The sequence below is a fragment of the Vibrio sp. EJY3 genome (assembly GCF_000241385.1).
Taxonomy (GTDB): Bacteria; Pseudomonadota; Gammaproteobacteria; order Enterobacterales; family Vibrionaceae; genus Vibrio; species Vibrio natriegens.
In genome coordinates this window covers 77188-90068 of sequence record NC_016614.1, presented here as the reverse complement: position 1 = coordinate 90068, position 12881 = coordinate 77188, and the positions used below count along the sequence as shown (strand labels likewise).

Here is a 12881-nt window from a genome sequence, read left to right as displayed (position 1 = left end):
TTTAAAGACAAGGTTTGATTTGTCAGCTTTCCAAATTGTTAAAGAGCTAGATTCATTTAAGAACCATTTTTAAGAACACTTAAGACTTTCTGTTTTAAAAGAAATGCGCTTAAAGATGGTGGGCGATACCGGGCTCGAACCAGTGACCCCCTGCTTGTAAGGCAGGTGCTCTCCCAACTGAGCTAATCGCCCATCGAATCAAGAATGGTGGAGCTAAGCAGGATCGAACTGCTGACCTCCTGCGTGCAAGGCAGGCGCTCTCCCAGCTGAGCTATAGCCCCATATCTTGAGATAATGGTGGGTCGTGCAGGATTCGAACCTGCGACCAATTGATTAAAAGTCAACTGCTCTACCAACTGAGCTAACGACCCAATGGTATCCCGTAGGGGAGTCGAACCCCTGTTACCGCCGTGAAAGGGCGGTGTCCTAGGCCTCTAGACGAACGGGACACTAAGTGAACATCTTGGGGGATGTTCTATCTCTTAAACTTCATAAACCATATCAATCTGTGTGGACACTCATCGTGAGTAATCATCGTATAAGGAGGTGATCCAGCGCCAGGTTCCCCTAGCGCTACCTTGTTACGACTTCACCCCAGTCATGAACCACAAAGTGGTAAGCGTCCCCCCGAAGGTTAAACTACCTACTTCTTTTGCAGCCCACTCCCATGGTGTGACGGGCGGTGTGTACAAGGCCCGGGAACGTATTCACCGTGGCATTCTGATCCACGATTACTAGCGATTCCGACTTCATGGAGTCGAGTTGCAGACTCCAATCCGGACTACGACGCACTTTTTGGGATTCGCTCACTTTCGCAAGTTGGCCGCCCTCTGTATGCGCCATTGTAGCACGTGTGTAGCCCTACTCGTAAGGGCCATGATGACTTGACGTCGTCCCCACCTTCCTCCGGTTTATCACCGGCAGTCTCCCTGGAGTTCCCGACATTACTCGCTGGCAAACAAGGATAAGGGTTGCGCTCGTTGCGGGACTTAACCCAACATTTCACAACACGAGCTGACGACAGCCATGCAGCACCTGTCTCAGAGTTCCCGAAGGCACCAATCCATCTCTGGAAAGTTCTCTGGATGTCAAGAGTAGGTAAGGTTCTTCGCGTTGCATCGAATTAAACCACATGCTCCACCGCTTGTGCGGGCCCCCGTCAATTCATTTGAGTTTTAATCTTGCGACCGTACTCCCCAGGCGGTCTACTTAACGCGTTAGCTCCGAAAGCCACGGCTCAAGGCCACAACCTCCAAGTAGACATCGTTTACGGCGTGGACTACCAGGGTATCTAATCCTGTTTGCTCCCCACGCTTTCGCATCTGAGTGTCAGTATCTGTCCAGGGGGCCGCCTTCGCCACCGGTATTCCTTCAGATCTCTACGCATTTCACCGCTACACCTGAAATTCTACCCCCCTCTACAGTACTCTAGTCTGCCAGTTTCAAATGCTATTCCGAGGTTGAGCCCCGGGCTTTCACATCTGACTTAACAAACCACCTGCATGCGCTTTACGCCCAGTAATTCCGATTAACGCTCGCACCCTCCGTATTACCGCGGCTGCTGGCACGGAGTTAGCCGGTGCTTCTTCTGTCGCTAACGTCAAATCTATACGCTATTAACGCATAAACCTTCCTCACGACTGAAAGTGCTTTACAACCCGAAGGCCTTCTTCACACACGCGGCATGGCTGCATCAGGCTTGCGCCCATTGTGCAATATTCCCCACTGCTGCCTCCCGTAGGAGTCTGGACCGTGTCTCAGTTCCAGTGTGGCTGATCATCCTCTCAGACCAGCTAGGGATCGTCGCCTTGGTGAGCCCTTACCTCACCAACTAGCTAATCCCACCTAGGCATATCCTGACGCGAGAGGCCCGAAGGTCCCCCTCTTTGGCCCGTAGGCATCATGCGGTATTAGCCATCGTTTCCAATGGTTATCCCCCACATCAGGGCAATTTCCTAGGCATTACTCACCCGTCCGCCGCTCGACGCCGTTAACGTCCCCCGAAGGTTCAGTTAACTCGTTTCCGCTCGACTTGCATGTGTTAGGCCTGCCGCCAGCGTTCAATCTGAGCCATGATCAAACTCTTCAATTTAAGATTTTGTTCGGCTCAATGAATACTGAACATTACATAACGTAATGTTTGAATTGACTGTGCTCTTATTGGTTTTCACTTTTGAAAAAGTAAAACAAAACAGCTCAAGGCTGCTTCCCAATTCGAATGGTCACTTCGTATCATTGAAACCTAATTTGATACCGCTTTCCGTTAAGAAAAGAAATACCTAATTGGATTATCATCAACGAGTGCCCACACAGATTGATAGGTCTATATTGTTAAAGAGCTTGCTTTGCGAGAAGTTTTTCTCTCAAAGCGGAGGCGTATTCTAATGAACTAATTCTTGGTGTCAAACACTTTTTAAATTAATTTTTAGAAGCTTTTAATTCGCCTTGTTGCCAACTGCTTTTGCGTTTCCGCTTTGCCCTGACAACGGAGGCGCATTATAGGGAGATGATTTTTCTTGGCAACCCTTTTTGAAGAAAAAATTCAAAAAAAAGCGCCGAGTGATGAAATCTCACTCAAACGCTTATTTTTAGCACTCATTTGTTAATGCCAGGTAGCAAATAGGCAATCAGAATGTATCCAACCAAGACTCTTCAAAGCTTGTAATATCAAGTGAAAGCGATTTGCTCACTTCGATCTCTTCTATGGTTTCTAATTCTTTAGTTACGCTACTCATGGTGAGCGTGTTGTTGTCTAACTCGAATACTTGTCTTTGCGTGGTGTAGTAGAACTTGAGAATGGTCAGCGCTTTCAAATCATCCATACTTGCAGCAGCTTTGATATTTTTTAGCTTACGGTAAATCTTGTTGTGTATTTGCTTAAGCTTCCAAACGTACAGAACTTCTCGCATGTAAGGGTGAGTTTTAAATTGGTTTAGCAAAGAGAGGGACGTCGCGAGAGACAGAAGTACGCCAATCAAATTCCAATGAAAGTTACCTGTAGATTGTTCCGGTTGAATGTTGGTATTGCCAAAAAGACTAATGAGTAGCGTACTGAAGGCTAATGAAGAGACAGCAAGCAATACAACAAAGCCGCCAATCACCAGGTTTACTTTCTTTTTATAGACTTCTTTATTGATTTTTTTAATTTCCATATACCACTCCTAAAGGGTTACCCCTATTGTAGCGGCGAGAATCGGCACCACAATCGTAGCTTTGTAAGTAAGTTCATAATTCTCGCATCAAAGCGTCGTCTGGGTATATACTCCGCGCATTCACTCTTCATATATAGAGGCTAAATTCATGCGCTCTTTTGTTTTACGAGCTCGTGCTGCACCAACCACCAGCAAAGCACTACTCGAAGGTGTCGGTCAGGAAGCACACACTGAGATCCTTGCTCACACTATGATGAACACTATGTTTGTTGCACAGTCACATCGTGAAGACGTAGTTGTGTACCTGGTTCTTGAGAGCACCAAAGATTACTCCCGCACGATTACGATTCGATCGAATGATATGACTAATATTGGTGGATTCCACGAGTCGACGTTGATCGCTGCCGTGGCGCGTGCTTTGGATGCATCGGTTGGTATGGGCAAAGAGCAGCTGCGTGACGTTGAGCCAGGTATTACGGTTCGTACCATTAGTTTCGAGCGCTTGGTTCAAGAACTGGCTGAAGACCATCAGCTATATATGTTGGATAAGAAAGGCGATTTCGTTCGTGATGCAGAAATTGGGACAAACCCTTGTTTCTTGCTAACTGATCACATTCCAATGCCGAAGAAGTCATTCAACAGTTTGAAACGCCTTGGGACAGAAAAGATAAGCCTTGGTCCTAAGATGTTGTTTGCTTCTCAGTGTGTAGTACTGATTCACAATGAACTGGACATTCGCGAATTCTAGTTCTTCGCTTACGAATAGTGTCACTGACAGATGGTAAAAAACGAAAGAGGACTCCATGGAGTCCTCTTTTTGTTTCTCAATTTCTGGTGGTAGCCTTATTTACCACCAATGCTCAAACGTGCAAAACGCACATCTGGTGCAAAGAAAGTTCGGCTGTCATTGATTAGCTGAGTATCTCCAACCGCGTCCACTTCTTGCAGCATTTTGTAGAAGTTACCCGCAACAGTAATACCACGTACTGGTTGAACTCGTTGACCATCTCGGCATAAGAACCCGCTAGCACCAAACGAGAAATCACCGCTGACAGCATCGGCGCCAGAATGAACACCCTGAAGTTCTACTAGTTCAAGGTACTCACCCGCTTTAACTTCAGCAACACTGCTCTTGCCCGTAGCAATCACTTTGTGGTTAGCAGCAACATCTAGGCTTGATTTCGCTCCTCGAGCAGCACTCGCGGTTGAAACGGCACCTAAGTAGCTTGCAGTGTGACTGTTGTGCAATAACGTATTGAGCTGACCATTCTCAATTAACACATTGTCCTGAGTTGCAAAGCCTTCACTATCGAAACCACAAATTGCCATACCATTTGCCATGTATGCGGTGTCAGTCAGGGTGATCAATTCACTTGCAACGCTTTGACCAAGCTTGTTACCCAATGGTGTAATCCCTTTCACTGCGCTTACACCAGAGAAAGCACTGCCGAATGCACCGAACAAACTGCTCAGCGCATCGATATGGAAGATAGCTGGATAGTTGCCAGTTTTAACCGGACCGCCATCAAGCAAGTCACGGGCTAAGTTGTAACCCTCTTCAATACAGAAAGCCGAGTTCAACTCGTCGAAACGACGCCCTACCGACATCTTACCCGCCATCGACTGCTTACCGTCTTTTTCAAAAAGCGTGTAGGCGTAACAGTTGAAAGAGCGCTCGAAGTGCTGACACAGAGTACCTTGCGTATTAGCAATGATCAGTTGAGTTTCACCATCGCTATAGCCGTTGTATGGCGAGCTTGAAGCATGAGGTAAGCTGACCACACCTTGCTCAAGCGCAAGAGAAAGCTCGATTTTTTCATCAACAGACGTGGTGTCTTCCTGCGCAATTTCCGCAACATCCGTCGTGATCTGGCTGTCTACACAGCTGATCGTTTGATGTTCATCTTGCTTGGAGAAGCGAGCACTCTGCAACGCATTAGTCAGCATCAAATCTAGGCTTGGCTGTTCTAATGACTCAGAATAACTGGTCGCTACTCGTGCGTCTTTTGCCACTCGAACACCGAGTACCTGGCTCGAGCTTACTTTGTATTCATCCAGCTTGCCTTGGTTCGCTTTCAAAGAGAAGCTGCTGTTGCGGTTAACAATCACATCCGCTTCTGCGCCTTGGCGTTTAGCTTCTGACAGAACGTAGTCAACGGCATTAAGAAGTTGTTGTTCTTGGCTCATTAGTTACCACCTCCTACCAGAATATTGTCGACTTTCAGCGAAGGCTGACCGACGGTTGTTGGTACAGCACCACTCACAGAACCACACATACCCGGAGCAAGTGCCATGTCCTTGCCCACCATGCTGATTTCTTTCAGAACTTTAGGGCCAGTACTGATCAGCGTTGCCGCTTTGAGTGGTTTGGTGATTTTGCCGTTTTCGATCAGATAAGCTTCACGTACTGCAAAGTTGAACTCGCCAGTACCTGGCTGAACAGAGCCGCCGCCCATTTTCTTGGCGTAAATACCACGCTCAACACCTGCCAGCATATCGTCCAGTGAATGCTCACCTTCTTCAATAAAGGTGTTACGCATACGAGAAGTCGGAGCGAACTTATAGTTTTGACGACGGCCTGAACCGGTTGGCTCATAACCCGTTTTCATGCCGCCCATTTTGTCGACCATAAAGCTGGTTAACTTACCGTCTTTGATAAGTTGAGTGCGCTGAGTAGGCAACCCTTCGTCATCGACATGAATTGAGCCCCACTCGTTGGTCATGGTGCCATCATCAACTGCGTTCACGGCCGTGTGAGCAATCATTTCGCCCATCTTGTCATGGAATACGGATGCTTTCTTCGCAACCGATGTAGTCTCTAACAAGTGACCACATGCTTCGTGGAAAATAACACCACCAAAACCATTGCCGATAACCACAGGCATTTCACCTGATGGACACGCATCGGCCCCAAGCTTAACCAAAGCTTGTTGAGCGATAGTCTGCCCCAGTTCCTTGGCATCTAACTGCTCACTGAACTCCCAGCCAGCCAGTGCACCGGGACCTTCCATGCCAGAAGATTGCTCATTGCCTTTTTGAGCAACAGTGTTACCTGCGACGCGAATGTAATGACGCGTATCATCAACGTGTAAACCTTCCGAGTTGAAGATAGATACCTGCTGCTCTCGCTGTAACACACTACCAATAAACTGGCTGATGTATTCACTTTCCGCTCGTGCCGCTTGATCAACTTTTAAAAGAAACGCGATTTTAGAATCCAGATTGGCGTCTTTACTCAGAGGCAAACGGCATCCGTGCTGAACTGGGTAGCGATTCAAATTAAGAGAACCCGCAGATGCGATTTGCTCACGTTTGTCTTTCGCAGCCAGCAACGAGGTGACGCGTTTGAGTTCTGCTTCGTCTGTGCTGTTGGTGTACCCATAAAGCACTTTGTGACCGAAGAAGAGGCGAATACCGATACCAAAATCGATACCGGAATTGACCTTATCCACCTCACCAGATGCGATCTGGACGGTGTTAGTTTGATGATGTTCAACGAATAGCTCAGCGAAATCAGCTCCTAGAAAAAGAGCATGATCGATCACTGACTTCGCTGTTACAGAATTAAGCATGAAGTCTCCTTGCTTGATGATCGTCTTAGCCTTCCTAAATAACTTACTGTTAATTCAGTAAAGTTAAATTGGCAACACGTTAAATTTTAACAGTTTATTAACCTTGTTTTGTGCTAATCCTTGCTAAGTGAGACCACGATTGTTTATTAAATATTCCAGTTTCTGCACATAAACCAGAGAGTTGCACTGGTCAATTCCGCGCTACAAAACATATAAAGGCTACTCTATCACTCACAACACACAAATGAACAATTAAAAAACGTATCCCTCAAGTAAGTGTCCTGCTATCATCAAAACGAAATAGTCGGGGGGCCACGTATTACGCGTTGGCTGAGATCGAAATTCGAGACCCGTTGAACCTGATTCAGTTAGCACTGACGTAGGGAACTATGAGCACTTTGCCTTTCGCCTAATTTACTAGGCACGCTGCAGCGGATACGAAAATCGATCTGCCTACCGTGGTCAAAGTCAGTTCCTATACGTCTTGTAATAGGAGCGACCATGACGCAGCAATCACAGCCTAATTCCCACAAGACGCCATCTGCAACAACCCCAATTGTTTTGACGATCGCTGGTTCAGATAGCGGTGGCGGCGCTGGTATTCAGGCAGACATTAAAGCCATGTCTGCAACGGGCAGTTTTGCATGCTCTGTCATTACTGCAATTACCTCGCAAAATACTCAAGGCGTCTCAGCCATTTTTCCTATTCCACTTGAGCACGTTGAAAGCCAACTCGATGCGGTATTCACTGACCTTAATATCGTGGCCGTTAAAGTCGGCATGCTGGCCGATTCCAACATCATCAAAGTAGTGGCTAACAAAATTAAACAATACCAACCGAAACATCTGGTTATTGACCCGGTAATGGTCGCCACCAGCGGTGATTTATTGCTGGAACACTCTGCGATAAGCACGTTAAAAGAAGAACTCATCCCTCTCGCAGACATCATCACCCCTAATCTTCCTGAGGGCGCAGCGTTAACCGGAAAAGCAGCACCGCAATCCGAAGCTGAAATGAATGAGATGATTGCGGATCTCCGTGAACTCGGCGCAAAAGCAGTCTTGTTGAAAGGCGGTCACTTGGAGAAAGGTGAAAACAGTAGCGACCTACTGATCATGCAAGACTCTTCAGAACTCATTAGCGCGAAGCGCTTCCCAACCAAGAATACACACGGTACGGGATGTACGCTTTCTTCTGCTATTGCGTCTTACCTTGGACAAGGCAATAACCTACACAAAGCCGTGCACTTAGGTAAACAGTACATCTCTCAAGCGATTGCCCATGCCGATGAGCTGGAAGTCGGTAAAGGTCACGGCCCGGTCCACCACTTCTTCGCAGGTCACACGTATGTGCGCTAACGCGATTGGTATTCAGTTTAGTCACGCTAGTCTGCAATACAACGAAAGCCAGGCACCCACTCTGGCAGGAGTGAACATGACCATTCCTGCAGGTCAGTGGACGGTTTTACTGGGGCGAAGCGGCTGCGGTAAAACCACCATTTTGCGCTATCTCGCCGGTTTACTTGATGAACAGGTGAAATGGCAAGGTGAACTGACGACCACTGACGGAATAGCTTTGCACGAGCGTATCGCTTACATGGCTCAACAGGATTTGTTACTGCCGTGGCTCAACGTGCTGGACAACGTTTGTTTGAGTTCTCGCTTTTCTCACGCTAACTCAAATTCAACCGATGAGAAACAGCGAGCTATTCAATTGCTCGAACAAGTTGGATTAGCTGACGACGCCTACGCTAAGCCAACGCAACTTTCCGGAGGTATGCGCCAGCGTGTTGCTCTTGCTCGTACACTGATGCAGGACAAACCTGTGGTCTTGATGGACGAGCCCTTCTCTGCTCTGGATGCCGTTACTCGTCATAAGCTGCAAACCTTATCGGCTACACTGCTCAAAGGAAAAACGGTCGTGCTGATTACTCACGATCCGCAAGAAGCCGTTCGTCTTGCCAACCAATTGTATGTACTGCAAGGCACACCTGCACAAGCTAAACATCTGCTGGTGCCAGATACGATGCCTCCTCGCGTGCTTGATGGCGAATGTGCCGCCTTGCAACAAGCGATCTTAGATCAGTTGGAGAAAGATTATGAGTGATATGACTCAATACAACTCCGTCTCAGAACGTATCAGCAAAAAAGAAAGAGTCACCCATCCAGCTCTGCGCTTGGTGATCAGCACTGCGGTCATTTTAGGCCTGTGGCAACTGATTGTCGTGGCGTTCAATATGCCCAGTTTCATTTTGCCTGCGCCTGTTGATGTGCTGAATAGATTAATCTCCCGCTATGACGTGTTGCTCGCACACACCTGGGTCACCGCACAGGAAATCCTACTTGGTCTTGGACTCGGCTTGTCGATGGGTTTGCTGTTTGCGCTGCAAATGTTGCTGTTCGAACCACTAAAACGCTGGCTGCTACCGATTCTGATTGCTAGCCAGGCGATTCCGGTATTTGCCATTGCACCCGTTCTGATGCTTTGGCTTGGCTACGGCATCGCATCAAAAGTCGTGATGGCAGCGATCATCATTTTTTTCCCTGTTACGACGTGTTGTTACGACGGTTTACGCAATACCCCAACTGGATACCTGGATTTGGTGAAAACGATGGGCGCTTCGAAATGGCAACTTCTGCGTCACATTCAATTGCCAGCGGCACTGCCGACATTGGCTTCAGGCATTCGTGTCGCAGTGGTTATCGCCCCAATTGGAGCGGTCGTCGGCGAGTGGGTCGGTTCAAGTGAAGGCTTGGGTTATCTGATGCTACAAGCCAACGCACGCATGATCATCGACGAGATGTTTGCCGCACTGTTTATCCTCGCCGTGCTGTCCATCGCACTCTACTTCATCACTGACAAATTATTGAAAAAAGCCATCCCTTGGGAAAGCAAATAGATAAAACAAATAGAGATCACCAAAAGGAAGATTACCCGTGAATAAAAACAAACTTATTAGCGCTGCAGCTCTGCTTGCTTCAATTGTTTCAACTAACGCACTGGCGGCCGAAAAAGAGCTGACTTTGATGTTGGATTGGTTCGTGAATCCGAACCACGGCCCTATCGTTATTGCGAAAGAGCGTGGTTACTTTAAAGAGCAAGGCTTGAAGATCAACATTCAAGAACCTGCCGACCCAAGCACGCCACCTAAACTGGTTGCCGCAGGCAAAGTGGATATGGCGATTTCATACCAACCAAGTCTGACGATTGATGTTGCCGCAGGCCTGCCACTTATCCGCTCTGCTACGTTAATCGCAACACCACTTAATACCATGATGGTGCTGGACAACGGTAAAAACGACAGCCTTGCCGATCTAAAAGGCAAGAAGATCGGTATTGCTATCGCGGGTAATGAAGAAGCAACCATCGGCACAATGTTGGCACAAGAGAATGTGAAGTTTTCTGACGTACAAATCATCAACGTTGGCTGGGCGCTATCTTCCTCTCTGGCATCAGGTAAAGTGGATGCAATTTGGGGTGGACTACGTAACTTCGAAACTAACCAGCTTGCGTTAGAGGGTTACCAAGCTAAAGCCTTCTTCCCGGAAGAACACGGCGTGCCAGCATATGACGAACTTGTGTTTGTCGCGAATGCAAATACATACGACAAAGAGGCCATCAAAGCCTTCAACAAAGCGCTTGAGCAAGCCACTACTTACATCGTGAACCATCCAAAACAATCTTGGAAAGAGTTTGTTGCTTACTCCCCAGACACGCTGCACAATGAACTGAACCAACGCGCCTGGAATGACACTTTGACTCGTTTCGCGCTTCGCCCATCCGCAGTTGATCTAAAACGCTACGACGATTACGCCGAGTTCATGTACTCACAAAAGATCATCGAAACACTACCAAAAGCAAAAGATTACGTGCCTAGCTTTGACTAATTCTGAGGTTATCCCATTATGAAATACCAAGATTTGATCGACGCTTGCCGTCAAGACTGGCAGGAATACACCGAGCACCTTTTCGTTCAGCAACTGGCGAACGGTACGCTTGCTCAACCTTGTTTTCTGCATTATTTGAAACAGGACTTTTTATTTCTCAAGCAATACGCGCGCGCTTACGCATTAGCGATTTATAAAGCACGAACTTTGTATGACATGCGTCGCGCACTGCCAAGCGTTCATGCGTTGTTGGATTCAGAAATCGCTCACCATGTTACTTACTGTGGTCAATGGGGCTTGACTGAATCCGATCTGGAAAACGAACCGGAAGATTTCGGCACCGTAGCCTACACACGCTATGTGTTAGATGCAGGTATGACGGGGGATTTGGTTGACCTGTATGCGGCATTAGCGCCTTGCTCTATCGGCTACGCGGTTATTGGCAAAATGTTGATGGAAGATGAAAACACCATCATTGAAGGTAACCCGTACGCTAGCTGGATCACCCTTTATGGCGGTGAAGAATTCCAGTCAGGTGTTGCGGAGGGCGCAGCGCACTTTAACGAGCTATTGGCTGAAATCGATATCAATAGCCAGCGCGGCCAGAACCTGATTCAGGTATTCAAAACGGCAACGCGTATGGAAGTCGCTTTCTGGCAACAAGGCTTGAATGCTCAGCAAGATTAATTGGAGACGCCCATGTTAATTGAAAATATCACTCAAGCATTAACCGCTGTACGTCAACAAAAGCCGTTGGTTGTGAACATCACTAACTACGTTGTAATGAACAACACGGCGAACGCTCTGCTGGCAATTGGTGCCTCTCCAATCATGGCGCACTCCAAACAAGAGATGGCAGAAATGATGTCATTTGATGGCGCGCTGGTGATCAACATTGGCACGCTCGACAGCGAGTGGACACCTCGTATGATCTTTGCGGTAGAGCAAGCCAATGCCAATGGTAAAGTTGTCGTCCTCGATCCTGTGGGCTGCGGCGCAAGCACTCTGCGAACAGAAACATCTCGTCAGATAGCGCGTCTTGCAGACAAACTTATCATTCGTGGTAACGCGTCAGAAATCATTGCTCTGGCTGGTGAACAAGCTCAGAGCAAAGGGGTCGATGCTCTGGATAGCAGCGATGCAGCATTAGGCGCTGCGCAGTTCCTCGTTGCAGAGTATGGCGCAAACGTGGTGATTTCTGGCGAGACGGATTACATCGTGACGAAATCGCAGACCGTAACACTCGGCAATGGCCACGAAATGATGCCATACGTAACGGGAATGGGTTGTACGTTATCTGCACTCACTGGCGCATTTGCCGCGGTGGGTGATGAAACCGGTTTGGCCGCCGCTGCCGTACTTGGCGTAGCGGGTGAAATCGCCGCCGAACAAGCGCGCGGTCCGGGCAGCTTACAATTAACCTTGCTTGACGAGTTGTATCAGCTTGACGAACAAACACTGGCAAAACGACTCAAGCTTACCGTCATTCAAGACTGACAACTTAACATCGATGCCTCCGGCTCATAACGAAGAGTTGGAGGCATAAAGGAAACAAAATGAACGCCTATCGTTTGTATTTGGTCACCGATGACCAACAAGATCTTGCCACGCTCAAGCATGTGGTCAGTAAAGCAGTGGAAGGTGGCGTGACCATGGTGCAAGTTCGTGAGAAACATGGTGACGTACGTGCTTTCATCGAACGGGCTCAAGCGGTAAAAGATATCCTCAAAAATACTAACGTACCTTTGATAATCAATGACCGAGTTGATGTTGCACTTGCCGTCGATGCTGACGGCGTGCACCTCGGTCAATCGGACATGCCTGCTCATATCGCACGCGAACTGATTGGTCCAAATAAAATCCTCGGTTTATCCATTGAGGATGAGCAACAACTCGCGGAAGTCGACACCCTACCCATCGATTACATAGGCTTAAGTGCCATCTATGCGACACCGACCAAAACCAACACCCAAAAACACTGGGATATAGATGGTTTAAAAATGGCACTCAATACTACATCTCTGCCGATCGTCGCGATTGGCGGCATTAACGAATCGACTATCCCAGCGCTAAGCGCAACGGGTGTACACGGTTTGGCTCTGGTATCGGCTATCTGTCATGCCGACGACCCTAAACTGGCTTGCGAGTACTTACTTAGCCTAATGGCCTGATATACCAAGAACAAATGAGGTAATGAGTTTCTTCAAACCATTTTCACTCTACTTTTGCGATTTGACACATCTTTGATAAGTTTTTCACGCCCAGTGGC

The 12881-nt window shown here is 47.7% G+C and carries 10 protein-coding genes, 4 tRNA genes, 1 rRNA gene, 1 pseudogene and 1 riboswitch; of the genes and pseudogenes, 8 read left to right on the top strand and 8 right to left on the bottom strand.

The window, feature by feature from the left end:
- Positions 1-116 precede the first annotated feature (116 nt).
- From VEJY3_RS16360 to VEJY3_RS16335, 6 genes are all read right to left on the bottom strand, one after another.
- Positions 117-192, bottom strand: a tRNA-Val gene (locus tag VEJY3_RS16360).
- Between the two features lie 13 nt (positions 193-205).
- Positions 206-281: transfer RNA gene (locus VEJY3_RS16355), tRNA-Ala, on the bottom strand.
- Between the two features lie 14 nt (positions 282-295).
- A tRNA-Lys gene (locus VEJY3_RS16350) sits at positions 296-371 on the bottom strand.
- A gap of 2 nt (positions 372-373) precedes the next feature.
- A tRNA-Glu gene (locus VEJY3_RS16345) sits at positions 374-449 on the bottom strand.
- 90 nt (positions 450-539) lie between these two features.
- A 16S ribosomal RNA gene (locus VEJY3_RS16340) occupies positions 540-2092 on the bottom strand.
- Positions 2093-2627: 535 nt separating this feature from the next.
- The gene (locus tag VEJY3_RS16335) at positions 2628-3152 is read right to left on the bottom strand and encodes a DUF3087 domain-containing protein (RefSeq protein WP_014233512.1); all 525 of its coding nucleotides are present in this window, start codon (positions 3150-3152) and stop codon (positions 2628-2630) included.
- A 148-nt stretch (positions 3153-3300) separates the two neighbouring features.
- On the opposite strand from VEJY3_RS16335, the gene trmY reads away from it, so the two are divergent.
- Entirely contained in the window at positions 3301-3900 is a 600-nt protein-coding gene (trmY, locus tag VEJY3_RS16330; RefSeq protein ID WP_014233511.1) for a tRNA (pseudouridine(54)-N(1))-methyltransferase TrmY, read from the top strand.
- A gap of 95 nt (positions 3901-3995) precedes the next feature.
- Here the strand turns inward: trmY and VEJY3_RS16325 are convergent, their stop codons facing one another.
- Both VEJY3_RS16325 and VEJY3_RS16320 read right to left on the bottom strand, forming a co-directional pair.
- Positions 3996-5339 carry a TldD/PmbA family protein gene (locus VEJY3_RS16325; RefSeq protein WP_014233510.1) on the bottom strand — a complete coding sequence of 448 codons (1344 nt, stop codon included), beginning with the start codon at positions 5337-5339 and terminating at the stop codon, positions 3996-3998.
- Positions 5339-6724, bottom strand: coding sequence for a TldD/PmbA family protein (locus VEJY3_RS16320; protein ID WP_014233509.1), 1386 nt, complete (start codon positions 6722-6724; stop codon positions 5339-5341). Before VEJY3_RS16320 ends, VEJY3_RS16325 begins: the two co-directional genes overlap by 1 nt.
- A gap of 295 nt (positions 6725-7019) precedes the next feature.
- Positions 7020-7127, top strand: a riboswitch (TPP riboswitch).
- A 98-nt stretch (positions 7128-7225) separates the two neighbouring features.
- On the opposite strand from VEJY3_RS16320, the gene thiD reads away from it, so the two are divergent.
- The 7 genes and pseudogenes from thiD to thiE all read left to right on the top strand — a co-directional run bounded on the left by thiD (position 7226) and on the right by thiE (position 12783).
- Positions 7226-8083, top strand: coding sequence for a bifunctional hydroxymethylpyrimidine kinase/phosphomethylpyrimidine kinase (gene thiD / locus VEJY3_RS16315; RefSeq protein ID WP_014233508.1), 858 nt, complete (start codon positions 7226-7228; stop codon positions 8081-8083).
- Positions 8073-8831 carry an ABC transporter ATP-binding protein gene (locus VEJY3_RS16310; protein WP_014233507.1) on the top strand — a complete coding sequence of 253 codons (759 nt, stop codon included), beginning with the start codon at positions 8073-8075 and terminating at the stop codon, positions 8829-8831. The genes thiD and VEJY3_RS16310 overlap by 11 nt, the downstream gene beginning before the upstream one ends.
- A 58-nt stretch (positions 8832-8889) precedes the next feature.
- Positions 8890-9624: pseudogene (locus VEJY3_RS16305) on the top strand (ABC transporter permease); the annotation flags it as partial.
- A gap of 37 nt (positions 9625-9661) precedes the next feature.
- Complete coding sequence (locus VEJY3_RS16300) at positions 9662-10612, top strand: ABC transporter substrate-binding protein (protein WP_014233505.1); 951 nt, start codon at positions 9662-9664, stop codon at positions 10610-10612.
- 18 nt (positions 10613-10630) lie between these two features.
- Positions 10631-11299: a thiaminase II gene (tenA, locus tag VEJY3_RS16295; RefSeq protein ID WP_014233504.1), complete on the top strand. Its 669-nt coding sequence runs from the start codon at positions 10631-10633 to the stop codon at positions 11297-11299.
- A 12-nt stretch (positions 11300-11311) separates the two neighbouring features.
- Positions 11312-12109 carry a hydroxyethylthiazole kinase gene (thiM, locus tag VEJY3_RS16290; protein ID WP_014233503.1) on the top strand — a complete coding sequence of 266 codons (798 nt, stop codon included), beginning with the start codon at positions 11312-11314 and terminating at the stop codon, positions 12107-12109.
- 59 nt (positions 12110-12168) lie between these two features.
- On the top strand, positions 12169-12783 hold the full coding sequence (gene thiE, locus VEJY3_RS16285; protein WP_014233502.1) for a thiamine phosphate synthase: 615 nt from the start codon (positions 12169-12171) through the stop codon (positions 12781-12783).
- Positions 12784-12881: the final 98 nt, after the last annotated feature.

What these genes read in the sequence shown, in the direction of transcription:
- VEJY3_RS16310 (WP_014233507.1), top strand. Translation starts at nt 8,073, where the DNA reads ATGTGCGCTAACGCGATTGGTATTCAGTTTAGTCACGCTAGTCTGCAA.
- tenA (WP_014233504.1), top strand. Translation starts at nt 10,631, where the DNA reads ATGAAATACCAAGATTTGATCGACGCTTGCCGTCAAGACTGGCAGGAA.
- VEJY3_RS16335 (WP_014233512.1), bottom strand. Translation starts at nt 3,152, where the DNA reads ATGGAAATTAAAAAAATCAATAAAGAAGTCTATAAAAAGAAAGTAAAC.
- thiM (WP_014233503.1), top strand. Translation starts at nt 11,312, where the DNA reads ATGTTAATTGAAAATATCACTCAAGCATTAACCGCTGTACGTCAACAA.
- thiD (WP_014233508.1), top strand. Translation starts at nt 7,226, where the DNA reads ATGACGCAGCAATCACAGCCTAATTCCCACAAGACGCCATCTGCAACA.
- trmY (WP_014233511.1), top strand. Translation starts at nt 3,301, where the DNA reads ATGCGCTCTTTTGTTTTACGAGCTCGTGCTGCACCAACCACCAGCAAA.
- VEJY3_RS16320 (WP_014233509.1), bottom strand. Translation starts at nt 6,724, where the DNA reads ATGCTTAATTCTGTAACAGCGAAGTCAGTGATCGATCATGCTCTTTTT.
- VEJY3_RS16325 (WP_014233510.1), bottom strand. Translation starts at nt 5,339, where the DNA reads ATGAGCCAAGAACAACAACTTCTTAATGCCGTTGACTACGTTCTGTCA.
- thiE (WP_014233502.1), top strand. Translation starts at nt 12,169, where the DNA reads ATGAACGCCTATCGTTTGTATTTGGTCACCGATGACCAACAAGATCTT.